The organism is Microbacterium enclense, assembly GCF_004022425.1.
In the GTDB taxonomy this organism is placed as follows: Bacteria; Actinomycetota; Actinomycetes; order Actinomycetales; family Microbacteriaceae; genus Microbacterium; species Microbacterium enclense_A.
The window spans coordinates 17254-37368 of record NZ_RBZY01000037.1 but is presented as its reverse complement, the minus strand read 5'-3'; the positions used below and the strand labels follow the sequence as shown (position 1 = coordinate 37368).

The 20115-nt window shown below is 70.6% G+C and carries 20 protein-coding genes and 1 tRNA gene; 12 read left to right on the top strand and 9 right to left on the bottom strand.

What is annotated here, in order from left to right; all coding sequences use genetic code 11:
• The 3 genes from D8Y23_RS11035 to D8Y23_RS11025 form a co-directional block, all read left to right on the top strand.
• A partial coding sequence (locus D8Y23_RS11035; protein ID WP_164878215.1) for an AAA family ATPase occupies nucleotides 1-1340 on the top strand: 1340 nt, incomplete at its 5' end.
• Between the two features lie 63 nt (nucleotides 1341-1403).
• On the top strand, nucleotides 1404-1913 hold the full coding sequence (locus D8Y23_RS11030) for an amino-acid N-acetyltransferase (RefSeq protein ID WP_128218192.1): 510 nt from the start codon (nucleotides 1404-1406) through the stop codon (nucleotides 1911-1913).
• 46 nt (nucleotides 1914-1959) lie between these two features.
• Complete coding sequence (locus D8Y23_RS11025) at nucleotides 1960-2616, top strand: hypothetical protein (RefSeq protein WP_205797032.1); 657 nt, start codon at nucleotides 1960-1962, stop codon at nucleotides 2614-2616.
• 10 nt (nucleotides 2617-2626) lie between these two features.
• On the opposite strand, the gene D8Y23_RS11020 is transcribed toward D8Y23_RS11025, so the two are convergent.
• Nucleotides 2627-4162 carry an amino acid permease gene (locus tag D8Y23_RS11020; protein ID WP_128218191.1) on the bottom strand — a complete coding sequence of 512 codons (1536 nt, stop codon included), beginning with the start codon at nucleotides 4160-4162 and terminating at the stop codon, nucleotides 2627-2629.
• A gap of 145 nt (nucleotides 4163-4307) precedes the next feature.
• On the opposite strand from D8Y23_RS11020, the gene D8Y23_RS11015 reads away from it, so the two are divergent.
• The 6 genes from D8Y23_RS11015 to D8Y23_RS10990 all read left to right on the top strand — a co-directional run bounded on the left by D8Y23_RS11015 (nucleotide 4308) and on the right by D8Y23_RS10990 (nucleotide 9879).
• Nucleotides 4308-5663, top strand: coding sequence for a glutamine synthetase family protein (locus D8Y23_RS11015; protein ID WP_128218190.1), 1356 nt, complete (start codon nucleotides 4308-4310; stop codon nucleotides 5661-5663).
• The gene (locus D8Y23_RS11010) at nucleotides 5644-6420 is read left to right on the top strand and encodes a gamma-glutamyl-gamma-aminobutyrate hydrolase family protein (protein WP_128218189.1); all 777 of its coding nucleotides are present in this window, start codon (nucleotides 5644-5646) and stop codon (nucleotides 6418-6420) included. The genes D8Y23_RS11015 and D8Y23_RS11010 overlap by 20 nt, the downstream gene beginning before the upstream one ends.
• Nucleotides 6417-7772 carry an aldehyde dehydrogenase family protein gene (locus D8Y23_RS11005; RefSeq protein ID WP_128218188.1) on the top strand — a complete coding sequence of 452 codons (1356 nt, stop codon included), beginning with the start codon at nucleotides 6417-6419 and terminating at the stop codon, nucleotides 7770-7772. Before D8Y23_RS11010 ends, D8Y23_RS11005 begins: the two co-directional genes overlap by 4 nt.
• Nucleotides 7773-7819: 47 nt before the next feature.
• On the top strand, nucleotides 7820-8599 hold the full coding sequence (locus D8Y23_RS11000; protein ID WP_128218187.1) for a 3-oxoacyl-ACP reductase: 780 nt from the start codon (nucleotides 7820-7822) through the stop codon (nucleotides 8597-8599).
• A 24-nt stretch (nucleotides 8600-8623) separates the two neighbouring features.
• Nucleotides 8624-9340, top strand: a complete 717-nt coding sequence (locus D8Y23_RS10995) for a FadR/GntR family transcriptional regulator (RefSeq protein WP_128218186.1) — start codon at nucleotides 8624-8626, stop codon at nucleotides 9338-9340.
• A 128-nt stretch (nucleotides 9341-9468) separates the two neighbouring features.
• Nucleotides 9469-9879 (top strand): dehydrogenase, encoded by a 411-nt coding sequence (locus tag D8Y23_RS10990; RefSeq protein WP_128218185.1) that lies wholly within the window; start codon nucleotides 9469-9471, stop codon nucleotides 9877-9879.
• A gap of 379 nt (nucleotides 9880-10258) precedes the next feature.
• Here D8Y23_RS10990 and radA read toward each other — a convergent pair whose 3' ends face one another.
• Both radA and D8Y23_RS10980 read right to left on the bottom strand, forming a co-directional pair.
• Nucleotides 10259-11626 (bottom strand): DNA repair protein RadA, encoded by a 1368-nt coding sequence (gene radA / locus D8Y23_RS10985; protein ID WP_128218184.1) that lies wholly within the window; start codon nucleotides 11624-11626, stop codon nucleotides 10259-10261.
• 153 nt (nucleotides 11627-11779) lie between these two features.
• Nucleotides 11780-12733, bottom strand: coding sequence for an L-lactate dehydrogenase (locus D8Y23_RS10980; protein ID WP_128218183.1), 954 nt, complete (start codon nucleotides 12731-12733; stop codon nucleotides 11780-11782).
• Between the two features lie 126 nt (nucleotides 12734-12859).
• Here D8Y23_RS10980 and D8Y23_RS10975 point away from each other — a divergent pair.
• A tRNA-Ser gene (locus D8Y23_RS10975) sits at nucleotides 12860-12950 on the top strand.
• A gap of 43 nt (nucleotides 12951-12993) precedes the next feature.
• Here D8Y23_RS10975 and D8Y23_RS10970 read toward each other — a convergent pair.
• Nucleotides 12994-13665 carry a TetR/AcrR family transcriptional regulator gene (locus D8Y23_RS10970; protein ID WP_128218182.1) on the bottom strand — a complete coding sequence of 224 codons (672 nt, stop codon included), beginning with the start codon at nucleotides 13663-13665 and terminating at the stop codon, nucleotides 12994-12996.
• Between the two features lie 35 nt (nucleotides 13666-13700).
• Here D8Y23_RS10970 and D8Y23_RS10965 point away from each other — a divergent pair, with 35 nt between their 5' ends.
• Entirely contained in the window at nucleotides 13701-14453 is a 753-nt protein-coding gene (locus tag D8Y23_RS10965; RefSeq protein WP_128218181.1) for an SDR family NAD(P)-dependent oxidoreductase, read from the top strand.
• Here the strand turns inward: D8Y23_RS10965 and D8Y23_RS10960 are convergent.
• The 3 genes from D8Y23_RS10960 to D8Y23_RS10950 form a co-directional block, all read right to left on the bottom strand.
• The gene (locus tag D8Y23_RS10960; protein ID WP_128218180.1) at nucleotides 14419-15276 is read right to left on the bottom strand and encodes a universal stress protein; all 858 of its coding nucleotides are present in this window, start codon (nucleotides 15274-15276) and stop codon (nucleotides 14419-14421) included. The two genes, D8Y23_RS10965 and D8Y23_RS10960, sit on opposite strands and share 35 nt — an antisense overlap.
• Nucleotides 15277-15349: 73 nt before the next feature.
• Nucleotides 15350-15982, bottom strand: coding sequence for a response regulator (locus D8Y23_RS10955; protein ID WP_128218179.1), 633 nt, complete (start codon nucleotides 15980-15982; stop codon nucleotides 15350-15352).
• Nucleotides 15979-17658 (bottom strand): sensor histidine kinase, encoded by a 1680-nt coding sequence (locus D8Y23_RS10950; RefSeq protein ID WP_128218178.1) that lies wholly within the window; start codon nucleotides 17656-17658, stop codon nucleotides 15979-15981. Before D8Y23_RS10950 ends, D8Y23_RS10955 begins: the two co-directional genes overlap by 4 nt.
• Nucleotides 17659-17779: 121 nt before the next feature.
• Between D8Y23_RS10950 and D8Y23_RS10945 the strand changes: the two genes are divergently transcribed.
• Complete coding sequence (locus tag D8Y23_RS10945) at nucleotides 17780-18316, top strand: pyridoxamine 5'-phosphate oxidase family protein (protein WP_128218177.1); 537 nt, start codon at nucleotides 17780-17782, stop codon at nucleotides 18314-18316.
• Between the two features lie 51 nt (nucleotides 18317-18367).
• Here D8Y23_RS10945 and D8Y23_RS10940 read toward each other — a convergent pair whose 3' ends face one another.
• On the bottom strand, nucleotides 18368-19579 hold the full coding sequence (locus tag D8Y23_RS10940) for an RNA polymerase sigma factor (RefSeq protein WP_128218176.1): 1212 nt from the start codon (nucleotides 19577-19579) through the stop codon (nucleotides 18368-18370).
• Nucleotides 19580-19671: 92 nt separating this feature from the next.
• On the bottom strand, nucleotides 19672-20031 hold the full coding sequence (locus D8Y23_RS10935) for a YciI family protein (protein ID WP_128218175.1): 360 nt from the start codon (nucleotides 20029-20031) through the stop codon (nucleotides 19672-19674).
• Nucleotides 20032-20115 lie beyond the last annotated feature (84 nt).

Here is a 20115-nt window from a genome sequence, read left to right as displayed (position 1 = left end):
TGCCCGACAAGGCCATCGACCTGATCGACGAGGCCGGCGCGCGCCTCCGGCTGTCGATCCTGTCGTCGCCGCCCGAGCTGCGCGAGTTCGACGAGAAGATCGCCAAGGTCCGCGAGCAGAAGGAGTTCGCCTCCGAGGAGCAGGACTTCGAGAAGGCCGCGTCGCTCCGCGACGAGGAGAAGTCCCTCCTCGCCGAGCGTCTTCGCCTCGAGAAGCAGTGGCGTTCCGGCGACGTCGCCTCCCACGCGGTGGTCGACGAGGGTCTGATCGCCGAGGTGCTCGCCCAGGCGACCGGCATCCCGGTGTTCAAGCTCACCGAGGAGGAGTCCAGCCGCCTCATGTTCATGGAGAAGGCCCTGCACCAGCGGGTCATCGGCCAGGAAGAGGCGATCGCGGCTCTCTCCCGCACGATCCGTCGTCAGCGCGCGGGCCTCAAGGACCCCAAGCGCCCCTCCGGTTCGTTCATCTTCGCAGGCCCCACCGGTGTCGGAAAGACCGAGTTGGCCAAGGCGCTCGCCGAGTTCCTCTTCGACGACGAGGGCGCGCTGATCTCCCTCGACATGTCGGAGTTCGGCGAGAAGCACACCGTCTCGCGTCTGTTCGGTGCCCCTCCCGGGTTCGTCGGCTTCGAAGAGGGCGGACAGCTCACCGAGAAGGTGCGCCGCAAGCCGTTCTCGGTGGTGCTCTTCGACGAGATCGAGAAGGCTCACCCCGACATCTTCAACTCGCTGCTGCAGATCCTCGAAGAGGGGCGACTGACCGACGGTCAGGGCCGCGTCATCGACTTCAAGAACACCGTCATCATCATGACGACGAACCTCGGTTCGTCGGCGATCGCCGGTGGTCCGGTCGGCTTCCAGGTCGAGGGCAGCGCGCAGACGTCCTACGAGCGGATGAAGGGGAAGGTCGACGAAGAGCTCAAGCGCCACTTCAAGCCCGAGTTCCTCAACCGCGTCGACGATGTCATCGTCTTCCCGCAGCTGAACAAGGACGAGCTCCGGCAGATCGTCGGCCTGTTCGTGAAGCGTCTGGCCGACCGCCTTCTCGACCGCGACATGACGGTGGAGCTGTCGGACGAGGCGAAGGACAAGCTCATCGACATCGGCTTCGACCCGACCCTCGGTGCTCGTCCGCTGCGTCGCGCCATGCAGCGCGAGGTCGAGGATCGACTGAGCGAGAAGATCCTGCACGGTGAGCTCGAGTCCGGTGACCACGTCAAGGTCGGCGTCGAGAACGGACAGTTCACGTTCGACACCGCTCCCCGCGGCGACAAGGTCGCGATCGGTGTCGGCACGGCCGGCGAGATCTCGGCCACGCCGGACATCGTCGCCGGGAGCTGACGACCGAACGAGAGAAGGGTCCGGATGCCATGGCATCCGGGCCCTTCGTCGTACGCTGGGACGATGACTTCTGCCGCGCCGTTCGTCGTCCGCCCCGCCGGGACCGCCGACGTTCGCCGCATCCACGAACTGCTGGAGCCGTTCGTTCAGCGACGAATCCTGCTCGGCAAGGACCTCGTCGTGCTGTACGGATCGGTCCAGCAGTTCGTCGTCGCGGAGATCGACGGTGTGGTCATCGGCTGCGGCGCCCTGCACGTCATGTGGGAGGACCTCGGCGAGATCCGCACGCTCATCGTGCACGAGGACTGGCTGCACCACGGCGTGGGCCGAGAGATCGTGGAGGTGCTCGAGGAGAACGCGCGCGCGCTCGGTGTGACGCGGCTGTTCTGCCTGACGTTCGAGGTCGATTTCTTCACGCGCCGCGGTTTCGCGCCGATCGGTGAGCAGGTCGTCGACCCCGACGTCTACTCCCAGCTCGTTCGCAGCCCGGACGAGGGCGTCGCCGAGTTCCTCGACCTCGCGCACGTGAAGCCGAACACCCTCGGCAACACGCGGATGCTGAAGCAGCTATGACCGCGGCATGGCGCGGGCCCACAGCCGCGCGGCTTACGCTGGAACGATGACCGATGCCCCCCGCAGGCGGCGGCAATCCCCGGCGGTCTACCGTCGTCGCCGTCTCGCCGCCGTGCTTCTCGCGCTGATCGTGATCGGCGTCGTCGTGTGGCTCGTCGCGGCGCCGCCGTGGCGCTCGGCCCCCGCTGCCGACCCGGCGCCCGCCGTGAGCTCCGCCGCCCCCGCGCCGTCCACGCCTGCCCCCGTCGTGTCACCCACCCCCACTCCCACCCCGACGCCGACCGCGCCCGCCGGGCCGGTCGAGTGCAGCCCCGCCGACATCTCGGTGGAGGCGCTCACCGACAGGGAGGAGTACGGCCAGGGCGAGAACCCGCAGTTGTCCATCCGCCTGACGAACACGTCCGCGAACGACTGCACGATGAACGTCGGGACGAGCGCGCAGTCTTTCACCGTGACGAGCGGGTCCGACGTGTGGTGGCGTTCGACGGACTGCCAGTCCGAGCCGAGCGACATGGAGGTCACCCTCGCCGCCGGACAGCAGGTCACGAGTGCCGCGCCGTTGACCTGGGACCGCACCCGCTCGTCCGTGTCGTCGTGCGACGGCGAGCGTCCCTTCGCTCCGGGCGGCGGCGCCACGTATCACCTGAGCGTCTCGATCGGCGGCATCCCGTCGGCCGGAACGGTGTCATTCATCCTGCGCTGACGCGTTCGGGTCAGGAGCGCTTCTCGCCGAAGACCTCGCCCTCCATCGCGTCGTAGCCCTCTTCCTGCGGGTCGCGGTGCAGCCCGCCGGACAGGGCGTACTCCTCCTCCGGCGAGAGCACGAGCCGGTGGCGTCCGTAGACCGCGAAGCCGATGAAGATGACCGCGTAGACCACGATGATCGCGACGATCGCGGGGAGGTACGCGGGGTTCAGCAGGAGGCCGAAGAACACGATGGCCGCGATGATCGCCGCCGAGTACGCGCCGAACAGACCCCACGGGCTCTTGTACGGACGCAGCGCGTGGGGGAACTTCCGCCGCAGCACGATGAACGACACCATCTGCAGGAAGTACGCCACCACGGCGCCCCACACGGCGATGTTCAGCACGATGGCGCCGGCGGGGCTGGCATCCCCGCCGGCCGCCTGGACGATGACGAGGGCGAGGAATCCGAGCACGGCACCGAAGACCAGCGCGACCCACGGGGTCTTGCGGGCACCGGTGAGCGACAACCAGCGGGGGTAGTAGCCGGCCCGCGAGAGCGAGTACATGTTGCGCCCGTAGGCGAACATGATGCCCATCAGTGACGCGAGCAGACCGATCAGCGCGAGGAGTGACAGCAGCGCCGCGGCCTGGTCGCCGACCATCGCGCGGAACCCGTCGAGGAGGGGTTCGAGGGAGCCGCCGGTCTCTTCGGCGCCGAGCACGCCCGTGTTGAGGAACAGCACGATGAGGCCCGTGATGATGAGCGTGCCACGGGCCCAGAGCCCCGCGCGCGGGATGTCGCGGGCGGGGTTGTGCGACTCCTCCGCGGCGAGGGGAAGCTCCTCGATGCCGAGGAAGAACCACATCGCGAACGGGAGGGCGAGAAGGATGGAACCCACCCCGAACGGCAGGAACTCCGACTGCCCCGGGTCGGGCGCGATGTTCCACAGCGAGCCCCAGTCGAAGACGCCGGATGCCAGCGCCATCACGCCGAAGACGACGATGATGCCGATCGAGATCACCGAGACGACGATCGCGAACGCGAAGGAGATGTTGGCTCCCGCGGCATTGAGGGCGATGAACAAGGCGTAGAGGATGAGCCACCAGACGAAGGGGGGAAGGCTCACGCCGGTGAGCAGTTCGAGTGCCGAGTCGGCGTACTGCCCCGAGAAGTAGACGACGACGGCTGTCGTCGCGACGTATTCGATTGTCTCGGCGAGGCCGGTGGCCAGGCCTCCCCACGGTCCCATCGCGGACCGCGCGAACGAGTACGCGCCCCCGGTGTGCGGCATGGCGGCGGCCATCTCGCCGATCGAGAACGTCAGGCCGTAGTACATGAGCACCAAGACGACGAAGGCGATCAGCATCCCTCCGAACCCGGCGAAGCCGATACCGAAGTTCCAGCCCGAGAAGTCGCCCGAGATCACCGCGGCCACGGCGAGGCCCCACAGGCCCCAGACGCCCGCCGACCGTTTCAAAGTGCGTTTCTCGAAGTAGGTGGACTCGGTCGCCGTATAGGTGGCCCCGGCGACCTTTTTGTGCGAACTGCTCGAGGTGGACATGGAGCCTCCTGATGTATGCGGACAGGCGTCGGGAGCGCCTTGCGGAGAATCATGGCGCTCCATTGGTCGACCTGTCTACCTTTGGCGTGTAAGTTCCTCGTTACGTCCCCCGACACGGAGGACCCCAGCAGGCGAGAGGGAGACCATGGCGGGCAATCTCACCACCGCGGAATTGGATGCCGCGATCGACTCCGGCGAGATCGACACCGTCGTCGTCGCGTTCCCGGACGCGCAGGGGCGTCTGGTCGGCAAGCGCGTCGCCGCCCGGTTCTGGCGCGACGAGGTCCTGCCCCACGGAGCCGAGGCATGCAACTACCTGCTGTCGGTCGACGTCGACATGAACACCGTCGACGGCTATGCGATGTCGAGCTGGGAGAAGGGGTACGGCGACATGCTGCTCGTGCCCGACCTCGACACGCTGCGCCGCGTCCCGTGGCAGGAGGGGACGGCGCTCGTCATGGCCGACCTCGAGTGGGAGGACCGCGCTCCGGTCGTGCAGTCGCCGCGTGGCATCCTGAACGCCCAACGCGCCCGGCTCGCGGAGCGCGGGCTCACCCCGTACGTCGGCACGGAGCTCGAGTTCATCGTCTTCGACGATTCCTTCCGGGACGCCTGGGCCAACGGCTACACCGGGCTCACGGCCTCGACCGACTACAACGTCGACTACAACCTCCTCGCCACGACCCGGCTCGAGCCGCTGCTGCGCGACATCCGCCGCGGCATGGACGGCGCGGGAATGTACTGCGAGGGCGTCAAGGGCGAGTGCAACGACGGGCAGCAGGAGATCGCGTTCCGCTACGCCGAGGCGCTGGAGACCGCCGACAACCACACGATCTACAAGAACGGCGCGAAAGAGATCGCCGACCGGCACGGCAAGTCGCTGACCTTCATGGCTAAGTTCGACCAGCGCGAGGGCAACAGCTGCCACATCCACCTGTCGGTGCGCGGCGAGAACGGCGACGCCGTCATGGCGGGCGACGGCGAACACGGCTTCAGCCCGCTCATGGAGCACTGGATCGCCGGCATCCTCGCCACCCTCCGTGAGTTCACGCTGCTCTACGCCCCGACGATCAATTCGTACAAGCGGTATGCCAAGGGCTCGTTCGCGCCCACGGGCGTCGCGTGGGGCATCGACAACCGCACGTGCGCGCTGCGCGTCGTCGGCCACGGCGGGTCGCTGCGCGTCGAGAACCGCGTGCCCGGCGGCGACGTGAACCCCTACCTCGCGATCTCGGCGATCATCGCGGGCGGCCTTCACGGCATCGAGAACGAGCTGCCGCTGCCCGCGCCGCTTACGGGCAACGCGTACGCCGCCGGCGTCGACACGCTGCCGACGACGCTCCGCGAGGCCGCGAAGCTGTTCTCGGAGTCGACCGTGGCGCGCGCCGCCTTCGGCGACGACGTCGTCGAGCACTACCTGAACCAGGCGCGCATCGAGGTCGAAGCCTTCGACGCGGCCGTGACCGACTGGGAGCGCGTGCGTGGTTTCGAGCGTCTCTGATCCCGCCCGGACCCCCGTCGTCGGGCTCACCACCTACCTCGAACGCGCCACCCAGGGCGTCTGGGACGTGCGTGCGTCGTTCCTGCCGCAGCAGTACTTCGACGCCGTCACCGCCTCGGGCGCCACCGCGGTGCTGCTCCCGCCGCAGCCCCGGCCCGTCGAGGCCGCCGCCGCGGTGCTCGACGGTCTCGACGGACTGATCCTCACCGGCGGCCTCGACGTGCAGCCCGAGCTGTACGGCGCTGAACGGCACCCGCTCACCGACCCGCCGCGCGCCGACCGCGACGCGTGGGAGCTCGCCCTCCTGGCCGGGGCGCGGGAGCGTGGCATCCCGGTCTTCGGCATCTGCCGGGGGCTTCAGCTCATCAACGTCGCCCTCGGCGGCACGCTGCACCAGCACCTGCCCGAGGCCCTCGGTACCGAGCGCTACAAGATCGGCGGAGGGGTCTTCGCCGAGAACGTCGTCGAGGTGGATGCCGGAACCCGGCTGGCCGGCCTCGTCGGTGCCGGAGAGCTCACCGTCCACAGCTACCACCACCAGGGCATCGACCGGGTCGGCGAGGGGCTGCGGGTCACCGCGCGCACGGACGACGGACTCGTACAGGCCATCGAGACGCCCGGCGACGACTACCTCGTGGCCGTGCAGTGGCATCCCGAGGAGAACGCCGAGGACCGGCGTCTGTTCCTCGGGCTCGTCGCCGCCGCAGCGGCTCACCGCGCCGCACGTTCCTCCACGCACCAGGAAGTTCCCGCATGAGCACCTTCACCGTCACCGATCCCTCGACCGGCATCCCGATCACGACGCTCGAGCGAGCCGAGGTCGCCGAGGTGGATGCCGCCGTCGCCGACGCCGTCCGCGCGCAGCGCGCCTGGGCCGCCCTCGCCCCGGTCGCCCGTGCCGATGCGCTGCGGTCGTTCGCGCGCGTCGTCGAGGCGCACGTCGAGGAGCTCGCGGCGCTCGAGGTGCGCAACTCCGGGCACCCGATCGGCTCGGCGCGGTGGGAGGCGCGGCACGTCGCGCAGGTGCTCAACTACTACGCCGGATCGCCGGAACGCCTGATCGGGAAGCAGATCCCCGTCGCCGGGGGTCTCGACGTGACGTACCACGAGCCGTACGGCGTCGTCGGGATCATCGTGCCCTGGAACTTCCCCATGACGATCGCCGCGTGGGGCTTCGCCCCGGCGCTCGCCGCGGGCAACGCCGTCGTGCTGAAGCCGGCCGAGCTGACGCCGCTCACCGCCATCCGCCTCGGGGAGCTGGCGCTCGAGGCGGGGCTGCCGGAGGGGCTCTTCCGGGTCGTCGTCGGTTCGGGTTCGGTCGTCGGCCAGCGATTCGTGTCGCACTCCGACGTGCACAAGGTCGTCTTCACCGGCTCGACCGAGGTCGGCACCGAGGTCGCCGCCGGGTGCGCGCGACTCCTCAAGCCCGTCACCCTCGAACTCGGCGGCAAGAGCGCCAACATCGTCTTCGCGGATGCCGACCTCGAGAAAGCCGCGGCCGGGGTGCCGGGTTCCGTCTTCGACAACGCGGGCCAGGACTGCTGCGCGCGCAGCCGCCTCCTCGTCCAGCGCCGCGTCTACGACCGGTTCCTCGAGCTGCTCGAACCCGCCGTCGCCGCGTGGCGCGTCGGTGACCCGCACGACGAGGACACCCAGATGGGGCCGCTGATCTCGGCATCCCACCGCTCCACCGTCGCGGGGTTCCTCGACGGTGCCGACGTGGCGTTCCGCGGCTCGGCGCCGGAAGGCGACGGCTTCTGGTTCGCTCCCGCCGTCGTACTCGCGCAGCCCGGCGACCGCATCGCGCAGGAGGAGGTGTTCGGACCCGTCCTCGCCGTGCTTCCGTTCGAGGACGAAGCGGAGGCCATCCGCCTCGCCAATGACACCGCGTACGGTCTCGCGGGCTCGATCTGGACCGAGAACCTCGGTCGTGGCATCCGGGTCTCGCGCGGGGTGCGCAGCGGCGTGCTGTCCGTGAACTCGCACTCGTCGGTGCGCTACGCCACGCCCTTCGGCGGCATGAAGGCGTCGGGCCTCGGCCGCGAGCTGGGTCCGGATGCCGCCGAGCAGTTCACCGAGACGAAGAACGTCTTCTACGCCACCGAGTGACCCCCCTTTCTCCCAACCCCACCCTCATGCGTAAGGAACCACAGCACATGACCGTCGACCTCACCCAGCGGCTGCGCGACCGCGTCGCCATCGTCACCGGCGGTGCGTCGGGCATCGGCCTCGCCACCGCCCGCCGTTTCGCCGCCGAGGGCGCGCGCGTCGTGATCGCCGACCTCGACGAGACCACCGGCGCTGCGGCGGCCGCCGAGGTCGACGGGGTCTTCCGTCAGGTGAACGTCGCAGACGAGGCATCCGTCGATGCCCTCTTCGACGGCGTCGCCGCCGAACTCGGCCGCGTCGACATCGCGTTCAACAACGCCGGCATCTCCCCCGCCGACGACGACTCGATCGAGACGACGGAACTGCCCGCCTGGGATCGCGTGCAGGACGTCAACCTGAAGAGCGTGTACCTCTGCTCCCGTGCGGCGCTGCGGCACATGGTGCCGGCGGGCCGCGGGTCGATCATCAACACCGCGTCTTTCGTCGCGCTGCTCGGGTCGGCTACCTCGCAGATCTCGTACACCGCGTCCAAGGGCGGCGTGCTCGCGATGACCCGCGAGCTCGGCGTGCAGTTCGCGCGGCAGGGGATTCGCGTGAACGCGCTGTGCCCCGGACCGGTGAACACCCCGCTCCTGCAGGAGCTGTTCGCGAAGGACCCCGAGCGCGCGCAGCGCCGGCTCGTGCACGTGCCGATGGGCCGGTTCGCCGAGCCCGAGGAGATGGCCGCGGCCGTGGCGTTCCTGGCATCCGACGACGCCTCCTTCATCACCGCGACAGCGTTCGTCGTCGATGGCGGTATCACCAACGCGTACGTGACGCCCCTGTGACCGGTGGCATGACAGGCTGACGGGATGACTTCCGCGCCCCTGGACGACCTGCGCCGGGCCGTGTACCGGCCCGTCCGCAGCGGCAACGCGCTCGAGGACACCACCGCGCGCATCGTCCAGACCGTGCGGCTCGGGCTCGTGGCACCGGGGGAGTCGCTGCCCGCGGAACGCGAACTCGCCGCGCTGTACGGCGTCAGCCGCGACACGGTGCGCGAGGCGATCCGGGAGCTCTCGGATGCCGGTTGGCTCGAGACCCGGCGCGGACGCTACGGCGGGACGTTCGTCGTCGACCCCGTGCCGCGGCCCGCGGGTCCGGCGGAGGTGTCCGCCGATGAGCTGGACGACGTCATCGCCCTCCGCGGCGTGCTCGAACCCGGAGCCGCCTGGGCGGCGGGGGGCCGCACGCTCGCCCCCGAGGAGCGGGACGTGCTGTGGGCGCGGCACGAGGCCGCGGCCGTCGCCGGCGGCGAGGACTACCGCCGGCTCGACACGCTCCTGCACCTCACGATCGCGGAGCTCGCCGGCATCCCCTCGCTCGTCCCTCTCGTCGCCGACAACCGCGCGCGCGTGAACGCGTGGCTCGACACGTTCCCCCTCCTGCCGCGCAACATCGATCACTCCACCGCACAGCACGCGGCGATCGTGTCGGCGATCCTCGCCGGGAGACCGGATGCCGCGCAGGCCGCGATGCGCGATCACCTTGCCGGGAGTGAGGCGCTGTTGCGCGGATTCTTGGCGTAGGCCCGGCGGCTGGGGTTGACGAGCGGAGGACATGGGGCGACGGGAGGACGCGCGCGGCGGTCGGGGTCCTCCGCACACCGCATCTCCTCCGCTGGGCACGCGGGGGATGCCGCGGATAGGGTCGAAGGATGGCCGGCGGAAAGAAGCGCAAGGGAAAGAAGCCTGACGTGGAGTTCAAGAACACCGCCCTCACCGACGCCCTGCAGACGCAGGACATGGCGGCGATCGCTTTCGCGCTCCGCCACGGGCCGACCGTCGTGCCGCTCATGCGAGCCGGCGAGGCCGACAACCCGCTCGACGTCGGCGAGGTGTGGACCTACCGCGATCCGAACACGGGCCAGATCGCCCTGCTGCTGTTCAGCGACGCGGCGCACAAGCCCCAGACCCTGCCGCCGCACGTCGCCCTGCAGTCACCTTCGTGGCTGCGGGCGTTCCTCGACCACCACCGCGACGAGATCACGACCGTGTTCATCGACATCGCGGGCCCGCACCCGATCCAGGCCAGCCCCGCGGACTTGCTCGCCGCCCTCGACGCCTGAGCCGCCGCGCACCTCGGCCGGTACTACCCGGCGGCGCCACTCGGGTGTGCTCGTCGGCACAACTCCTGCGGTCGTGCGCGGCGGCCGTCGCGCGGCACGCGGTGGGCTGGATGCGCCGGAGTCGTGCGCAGCCGGGCGGGGAGCGGTGATGGCAGGGATGCCAGAACCCGGAGGCGCGGCGGAGCGACGCTCTGCGGGTGACGTGTCCGACTCGCGCGGGTGAGGCCCGCGTGCAAGACTCGGGGCATGGAGTACCTGATCGCCGGTGCCGTGTGCGCCGCCGGACTCGCGATCCCCGTCCTGCTCGGCTTCACGTCGCCGCACCGCCGTCGCCGCTCGGCTCCGCCGGGTCGCTGACCGGCGCACCCCGGCCGCGGCCCTAGAACTCGGGCGCGACCTCGTCGCGTGGCATCCCCCGCACCTTCAACTCGTTGAGCGCCTGGGCGAGCTTGCGCGACGACGAGTCGAGGACGGTGTGATACCCGAGCCGCGCGGCCTCGGACGCGCGTTGCGCCGCCTGCGTGACGTTGCGGATCTCTCCCGTCAGCGTCAGCTCGCCGATCGCCGCGAGCCGCTTCGAGACCGTGCGGTTCTGCACGGCGTTGGCCACGGCGATGGCGATGGCGAGATCGGCCGCGGGCTCGACCAGCCGCACCCCGCCGACGGTCGAGACGTACACGTCTTTGTCGGCCAGTGACACGCCCATACGGCTTTCGAGGACGGCCAGGACCATCGCCACGCGCGACGAGTCGACGCCGTTGACGATGCGACGCGGATTGGGGGCGGTCTGCTTCACGGCGAGGGCCTGGATCTCGACGGGGAGTGCGCGGCGGCCCTCCATCGCGATCGTGACGCACGTGCCGGGTTCGGGGTCGCCGTGCCCGAGGAACAGCGCGCTCGGGTCGCTGACCTCGGCGATGCCGCTGCCGGTCATGTCGAAGCAGCCGACCTCGTCGGTGGGGCCGAAGCGGTTCTTCAACGCGCGGACGAAACGGAGAGAGGTCTGTCGGTCGCCCTCGAAGTGGCAGACGACGTCGACGAGGTGCTCGAGCACGCGGGGGCCCGCGATCGTGCCGTCCTTGGTCACGTGGCCCACGAGGACGATGGGCAGCCCCCGCTCCTTCGCGATCCGGATGAGAGTGGATGCCACCTCCCGCACCTGGGCGGGCTGACCCGCCGCTCCGTCGCTCAGCGCGGACGAAACGGTCTGCACGGAGTCGACGATGAGCAGCTCGGGCTCGACCTGGTCGATGTGGCCCAGGATCGTGGCCAGGTCGGTTTCCGAGGCGAGGAACAGCTCGTCGTGCAGCGCGCCGGTGCGCTCGGCGCGCAGGCGCACTTGCGCCGCGGACTCCTCACCACTCGCGTACAGCACGCGACGACCGGCGCGGGCGCTTTGAGCCGCGACCTCGAGGAGCAGCGTGGACTTGCCGACGCCGGGCTCGCCGCTCAGCAGGATGGCGGCGCCCGGCACGATCCCCCCGCCCAGCACTCTGTCGAACTCGCCCACGCCGCTCGTTCTCCGTGGGGCGTCGTGCGTGTCGATCTCGGTGATGCGGCGAGCCGCACGTGCGGCGCCGGGGGCGACGGCGGTGACGGACCGGGTGATGCCCGTTTGCTCGGCGGCCTCGACGACCGTGCCCCAGGACTGGCACTCGCCGCACCGGCCGACCCACTTCAGTGTCGTCCATCCGCACTCGGTGCACCGGTACGGAGCGGCCGTGGGGGAGGGGCGACGGGATGCCATGCGCCCAGGCTACGCGGGCCCTCCGACATGGCCGGCGCGCGGTGTCAGCGGCATCCCGATAAACGCGATCCACGGGCATGAACGCGGTGGCAACGCGTTTCTCGGCGCGGATCGCGTTCATGGCGGACAGGCACCCGCCGGGGCGCTGGGCGGTCAGTCGCCGAGCGACTCCGCCACGGTCGTGAGGGCATCGGCCGAGCGCCGGAGCAGCGTAAGTTCGCGGTCGGAGAACGGCGTGCCGGTGAGGGGCACGGCGCCCCGCGCGCTGACGACGGACGGCACCGACAGGGCCATGCCCGAGATGCCGTGAAAGTCCTCGAGGACGGTGCTGACCGGGAGGATCGCGTGCTCGTCGCGAAGGATCGCCTCGACGATGCGAGCGCTGGACAGCCCGATGGCGTAGTTCGTCGCGCCCTTGCCCTGGATGACCTTGTACGCCGCGTCGCGGACGTCGACGGCGATGGCATCCAATTCGGCTTCGTCGAACCGGGTGCCGTCGGGGAGGTCGTACTCGGTGATCGGTACCGTGCCGATCGTCGCGGTGGACCACAGCGGGAACTCCGTGTCGCCGTGCTCGCCGACGATCCAGGCGTGGACGCTGGAGGTCGCGACGCCCGCGCGCTGCGCGATCTTCCAGCGCAGGCGCGAGGTGTCGAGCACGGTGCCCGAGGCGAAGATCCGGTGCGGGGGGAGTCCCGTGGCCCGCTGGGCGAGGACCGTGAGCACGTCGCACGGATTCGTGACGATGACGTAGATCGCGTTCGGGGCGACCGCGAGCAGCTCGGGCATCATCGAGCGGATGATGCCGGCGTTCGTCGCGGCCAGCTCCGTGCGCGTCTGGCCGGGGTTCTGCTTCGCGCCGGCCGTGATGACGACGACGTGCGACCCCTCGGCGACCGACACGTCGCTGCCCCCGGTGATGTCGCTCGAGCCGGTGAACTGGGTGCCGTGTGCGAGGTCGAGAACCTCGGCCTCGACCTTCGCCTCGGCGATGTCGTAGAGGGCGACGTGCCGCGCCGACCCGCGGATGAGGGCGGCGTACGCGACGCTGGCCCCGACGCTCCCCGCGCCGACGACGGTCAGTTTGGAGTTCTCGATCACGCTCATGCTCTGATCCTGGCATCGGTGTGGGACCGGTGCCAGAGCTGTGTCTCGACGATGGAGGACTGGATGCCGAACGCCCCGTGCCGCGCGGATTCGCGGCATCCCGCGGAGTGTCGTAAGCTGGTCGGCGGTGACGTGTCCGAGCGGCCGAAGGTGCAACTCTCGAAAAGTTGTGTAGGGTAACCCCCTACCGTGGGTTCAAATCCCACCGTCACCGCCACTTTCACCAGATCAGCCCCGCTTTCGAGCGGGGCTGATCTGCGTTAGAGGCTCGCGTGCCCCCGCTCGCTTCCCCGCGGTCGGAGCCCGTCCACGACCAGATCCAGCATGCGTTCCACGCGCGAGGACCAGGTCTCATCGGCTTCGATGCGCCAGAGGAACCCCAGGAGCAGCATCACCTCATCCGCGGTGACGTCGGCGCGGATGCGATCTTCACGGGCGCCGGCCTCCAACAGATGCGCGAGGGCGCGGAGGACGGGAGCGTAGCCCTCCGTCATCAGTTGGTCATGCATGACGGTGTGCAGCGCTGACCCCAGGCCCCTCTTGATCCGTCCGTACTGCGCCAGGTGATCCAGCCACAGTCTCAACGCGAGGACGGGATCGTGCTGCGCGAGAAGAAGTGGCGCCGCGTCGACGAGTCCAGCGATGTCGGTGCGGTGGACGGCCATGACGAGCGCCTCCCGTGTGGGGAAGTGGCGGTAGAGCGTGCCCTGTCCGACGCCCGCCGCTTTGGCGATGGCGTGCATCGAGGCGTCCCCGTCGCCTGCGAGCACGTCCCTGGCCGCCGTCACGATGTTCGCGCGATTCCGCGTCGCATCCGATCGCTTGGCGCGTGCCCCGTCATCCGCGGGCTGCGGGTCTTCGTCTCTCACTCTCGCCCTTCTGGACAATCGTCCGTTTAGGCCGTACCGTTCGTAACGGACACCTGTCCACATGGTATCCCATAGTAGTTCTGACGTGAGGAATGACGATGACAGACCGACGCGTGGCGCTCATCACCGGCGCGAATCAAGGAATGGGAAAGGCCGTGGCCCGCGAGCTGGCCGCGAACGGACACGTGGTCTACCTGGGCTCTCGCGACCTTCGCAAAGGCGAACGAGCGGCCGTAGAGGTGGGCCCGAAGGCCGTCGCCGTTCAACTCGACGTCACCGACGAACGGTCGCTCACGGCCGCGGCGGACGTCATCGGTCACGCGTATGGCCGGCTGGACGTGCTCATCAACAACGCAGCCACCGCGAGCAGTCGCGAGGCCGCTGACATCGCCGCCCTGCGGGAGATGACGCGCCCGAGCGTGGTGCCCATCGACGAGGTTCGGGCCGTGTGGGAGGTGAACGTCCTCGGGCCGCTGGCCGTCTTCCAGGCCATGCTCCCGCTCCTGCGCGCATCCGAGGATGCGCGCGTCGTCAACGTCACCAGCGGTCTCGGATCCCTCGCGGCCGCCGCGGATCCGAACTCCGGGTGGCGCCAGATGTTCGACCCGGTCTACGCGGCATCCAAGACCGCGCTCAATGCGCTGTCTCTCGCGATGAGCATCGAGATGGAGGGATCGCCGGTGAAGGTGAACCTGGTTTCCCCCGGTTTCGCGAACACCGCGCTCGTTCGGTTCCAGGGCACCGACACGGTCGAAGACGCTGCCCGTGAGATCGTGCGGGTCGCTCGCGCGGGCGCCGACGTTCCCGGTGAGACCTTCACGACCTGGCCGGGAGTCCCTCTTCCCTGGTGAGCGGTCGACGGCGGGGGACGATGCACACGGGACGCTCGAGGACGCCGACCAGATCGAGGCCCACCGACCCGAGCAGACTTCCGCTGATGACGCCGCGGCCGTGCGACCCGATGACCACCATGCGGCTGCGCGCCGCCGCGCGTGTCAGGGCCGAGGTGGGGTTGTCCCGCACCAGCTCGCGCCGGACGTCGAGGTGAGGGAACTCCGAGCGCACGCGTTCGACGGTGGCATCCAGGATCCGGGCGTGCTCGCGCGCGACGCGCTGCGGACTCGGCAGCAACGCCGTCGTCCCCTGCACCTGCGAACCTCCCATGAGCCACGAATGGATGACGCGGAGCGGTGCACCCGCAGAGAACGCCTCCGCCGCGGCGAAGTCGACGGCCGCCATCGAGGAATCGTCGTCGTCGAGGCCGACGGCGACGGGATCGTCGCCCGCCGCCCAGCCGGCCGGGATCACGGCCGTGGGTGCGCCGGACTGCAACGCCGCGCGCAGCGGCATCCATCCGCCGAGTACGGTCCGCACCCGCGATCCCGCCTGAATCCCCAGCACGAGCAGGCCGGCGCCCCGCGCGGCGTTCGTCAATGTCGCGGGCATGGTGCCGTCGAGCCGGACGACGTTGGCCGGGGAGTCCGGAGCCAGGTCGCGCCACCGGCGGGCGGCGGCCTCCAGAACCGTCCCCGCCACGGTCCGGTCGGAGAGGAACATGTTCGTGACGAGGACGATGTCGAGCTCCGTCCGTCGGCCGCGCGCGCGGTGCGCGACCCACTCCAGGGCGGCCTCGGACGCGGGACTCCCGTCGTAGCCCAGAACCACTCGCTCCATGTGTGACTCCCTCCGGACGCCCCGAGAGTAGAAGGGCGGCCGGGGAGGGGACGGGTCGAAGGTCCCGTCGGCGTCAGCGGTCGGGATGGCCGAGCCGGAGCACCGCCGCCTGCGTCCGCGTCTCGACGCCGAGCTTCATCAGCAGCGAGGACACGTAGTTCTTGACGGTCTTCTCCGCCAGACCGAGGTGTTCGCCGATCTGCCGGTTGGTCAACTCGTCGGCGATGAGGGCGAGCACCTGTCGTTCGCGCAGGCCCAGCGACCCCCACCGCGGGTCGTCATCGGCCCCGTCGCGCAGGCTCGATGCGGCACGCGCGGCCGCGGCGGGATTCAGGAGCCGGCGCCCCGTGCTCACGGCCCGGATGTCCTCGAGCAGGCGCATCGCACCGATGTTCTTCAGGAGGTACCCCGACGCGCCCGCGAGCACCGCCGCATAGGTGGCGGCGTCGTCGTCGTAGGCCGTGAGGATGAGGCAGGCGACGTGGGGCATCGCGGAGCGGATGCGGCGGCACAGGTCGATTCCACTCCCGTCGGGGAGACGCACGTCCAGAACGGCGACGTCCGGCCGGGCGGCCTCCAGGCGCGCGAGCGCCTGCCTGACAGTCCCGGCCTCGCCGACCACCTCGAACCCGTCGGCGCCGTCGATCAGATCCGACAGCCCGCGACGCACGATCTCGTGGTCGTCGACGAGGAACACGCGGATCATCGCGCCTCTCCCTCCGCGGCGAGCGGGACGCGCCATTCGGCGCGGGTCCCCCCGGTTCCGGTTTCGATCGTCAATGCCCCGCCCCTCGCCTCGGCGCGGTCGGCGAGATTGGCCAGACCGCTGCGCCGGGGGTCGCGGATGCCCGTTCCGTCGTCGGCGACGACCACCCACACGTCGTTCCTGCCGATCCCGACGTCGAGCGAGATCGTGTTCGCGTCCGCGTGGCGCACGCTGTTGGTCAGGAGTTCGCGGGCCACACCGACGACGTCGTCCGCGAGCGGCCCCCGGACGGTGCTGTCGACCGGGCCGGAGAAACGCAGCGCGGGAGGTCGACGCAGCGCTCCCGACGCTTCCGCGACCACGTCGATGAGCCGGTGGCGGAGCGACCCCCCGTCGCGGGCGGACAGGGCGAAGACGACGGTCCGGATCTGCGCGATCGCGTCGTCGAGCTGGCGGATGACCTCGTCCATCCGGTGACGGTCGCCGGTGTCGGGCAGGGCGGCGGCCAGGGACTGGAGGGTCAGCCCCGCGCCGAAGATCTGCTGGATGACGTGGTCGTGCAGGTCACGCGCGATGCGGGCGCGCTCGTCGTTCAGGATCGCCCGCTGCTGCTCGCCGCGCGCCCGGGAGAGCTCCCACGCGATGCTGGCCTGCGAGGCGAGGTCGCCGAGCACTTCGAGCTCCACCGGCGAGTAGCCGCGCTCGCCGGGGGAGCGGGCAACGCTCAGCGCGCCCCATGTCCGCTGTCTCGTGCGCAACGGCACGGCGATGACCGGCCCCTCCTCGTCGTCGGTGGTGAGGAGCGCCGGATCGCGAGCACCCGGCGTGCGTGCGACGGTCCCCAAGCGCAGGCTGCCGGTCTCCATGGCCCTGCCCGAGACGCCCCCGGTCCCGCCCGCGGTGGTGTTGAGGATCTCGTCCTCGCCGGGTCCTCGCGCCGCGGCGACCCGCAGCACGGGGGAGTCGTCGATGGGGACGAGCACGCTCACGCGGCTTCCCGGGGCCAGATCGGCGACGCGTCCGGCCAGGAGGTCGAGGATGTTGTCCAGCGGGGTGGAGAGGATGGCCGCCGACAGCTCGGCCGTCGCCGTCATCCACGCCGCTCGGGTGCGGGCTTCGTCGAAGAGGCGGGCGTTCTGGATGGCGAAACCGGCGGTGGATGCCAGGGCGCGGACGAGCTCTTCGTCCTCGCCAGTGAACGAGCCGCGCCGTGCGTTCGTCAGGTACAGGTTGCCGAACACCTCGCCGCGCACGCGCACCGGTGCGCCCAGGAAGGAGTCCATGCGCGGATGGTGCGCAGGGAACCCGGCAGCCCGAGGGTCCTCGCCGAGGTGGCCGAGCCGGATGGGCTGGGGGTGCGCGATGAGCGCGCCGAGGATCCCGCGTCCGCGAGGCAGGTGGCCGATGGCATCCGCCGCCTCCGCGTCGAGCCCGACGTGGATGAACTGGTCGAGCGAGACCCGATCGGCGGCGATGATGCCGAGCGCGCCGTACTCGGCATCCACGAGGTCCACGGCCGCCTCGACGACCCGACGCAGCACGACGGGTAGTTCGATCTCGCCGACCACCGTTTCGACCGCGCGGAGGAGGCCGCGCAGGCGGTCCTGCGAGGACGACGGCCCGACGGCCCAGGCTCGCGCTTCCGTGCCGGGCGCGACGCGATCCTGACTCGGCATCCCGCACCCCTCTCCCCGATCTTCAATCTACGGCCGACACCCGTGTCTGACCATAAACGCCGGGACCTTCGACCCGTCGGTGCGGGGCTCGGTGCGCTGCACTGGAGAAAGGAGGTCCGCCATGACCCACGATCAGAGTCCCACCCCACCCGTCGTCGAGCTCGGCACCGCGGAGAGCTGGCGACTGCTCGAATCGGAGCGCCTCGGCCGCCTCGCACTCGTGGACGCGTCCGGCGAGCCCCGCATCTACCCGGTGAACTTCGCCACCCGCGACGGCGCGCTCTACGTTCGTAGCGCGGACGACGCGAAGTTGCGCTTTCTGCGCTCGCGCCCGACGGTCGCTTTCGAGATCGACGGAGAGGATGCCGGCGACCGGTGGAGCGTCGTCGTCCTCGGCAACGCCGCTCCCGTCGAGATGGATGCCGAGATCCGCCACGGTCGCGAGACGGCGCTGCGATCGATGAGCCCGACGTCCAAGCCGTACATCGTCCGCATCTCGCCCCGGAGCGTCACCGGGCGCCGGTTCACGGAGCGCGGCGAGGACAGCCGGGAGGATCCGCTGCGGTCGCGCATCTTCCGGCCGCGGGAGATCCCGCTTCCGGCCGCGGCCAGACCTCCGCACCCGATCGCGGGCATCGCCCCCCGGGCGAATGCATGATGCGCTCTTCGCCGCGTCGCTCGGCGGAGCCTCGAGGCCTCCTCGCCGCGCCTAGCCGGGCGGAAGATCGGTGCGACTCACCTCGGCCAGGCGCTGCGCGAGGAACGCCCGCTCCGCGGCGTTCGCCGTGAGTTCCATCGCGCGTCGGTACGAGCGGGCCGCCCCCGCGGCGTCGCCGAGCCGCTGCAGCACGTGGCCTCGAGACGCGAAGAGGTAGGGGTAGCGGGTGAGCCGGGGATCGGCCGCCAGATCATCGAGGAGGGGCAGAGCGGAGGCCGGACCGCGCGCGAACGACACGGCCACGGCGCGGTTGAGCGCGACGACGGGGGTGCTCCACACCGCCAGCAGGAGGTCGTACAGGTGGACGATGCGGGGCCAGTCGGTCCGCTCGACGGACGGCGCCACCGCATGCACCCCGGCGATCGCGGCCTGCAGCGTGAACCTCCCCGGCGGGCCGGATGCCAGCGCTCCGGCCGTCACGGTGAGACCTTCCATGATCGCGCGCTGGTTCCACCGGGTCCGGTCCTGCTCAGCGAGGAGGAGCAATCGACCGTCCTCGTCGGTCCGGGTCGGGCGGCGCGCGTCGGTGAGGAGCAGCAGACCGAGGAGTCCCCGGCTCTCCGCCTGTTCGGGGAGCAGCACGACGAGGGTGCGGGCGAGGTGGAGGGCGCGGTCGCAGAGGTCCTCGCGGAGGAGCGCATCTCCGTCGCCGGCCGTGTGCCCGGTGCTGAAGAGCAGGTGGACGGCGGTGAGAACGCTGTCCAGGCGCTCCGGAAGCTCTGCCGGGCCCGGCACCCGGTAGGGGATCCGCGCTTCGGAGATCTTCTTCTTGGCGCGCGTGATCCGTGCCGCCATCGTCGGCTCCGGAACCAGGAAGGCGCGGGCGACATCGGGAGTGGGAACGCCGCACACCAGACGCAGGGTGAGCGCGACGCGGGCGTCGGGGGAGAGGGTGGGGTGGCAGCACGTGAACACCAGCCGGAGCCGGTCGTCCGGCACCGCGGACTCGGTCCGGTCCGCATCGGCCGGGTCGTTCGCATCGACGGCCGCCGGTTCCACCAGGAGCGGGAGTTTGCGCCGGAGGGTGGCCTCGCGCCGCAGCCGGTCCAGCGCCTGGTTCCTTGCCGCCGTGGTCAGCCACGCCCCGGGCCGCTCGGGGACGCCGTCCCGGCTCCAGGCCTTGAGCGCGCTCACGTAAGCCTCCTGCGCGCATTCCTCGGCGAGATCCAGGTCGCCCGCCGCGCGCACCGTGGCGGAGAGCACGGAGGCCCACTCGTCGCGATGGGCTCGTGTCAGCGCGGCGATGACCGCGTCCGCCTGTTCGGCGGACGCGGTCGGCTCGTCGCCTTCGCCGATCAGAACGGGTTCGCCGTCGTCGGGTCCACGACCGGCCGCACCTCTACGCCGCCGCCGGGGGCAGGGCACAGCTTGCCGATCTCCACGGCGTGGTCGAGGTCGCGCGCTTCGACGACGTAGAAGCCGCCGAACGCTTCCTTGGTCTCGACGAACGGGCCGTCCGTCACGGTGCCGGCGCCCTTGATGGTGGTCGCCGTCGTCGTCGACGCCAGTGCCCCGCCGCTCTCGATGGACCCGCCGAGTTCGTAGACCTGCGCGGTGAACGCGTTGTGCGCGTCGATCACCGCGCCCCGCGCCTCGGGCGACATGTTCGCGTAGAAAGCCGGGTCTTCGTAGATGAGGATCGCGTACTTGGCCATGAGTGCCTCCTGCACTGGGTCGCGGGCCGGCCTGTCCGGCTCCGTCATCACTGACGACGAACAGCATGCCGCCAGATCGACAGC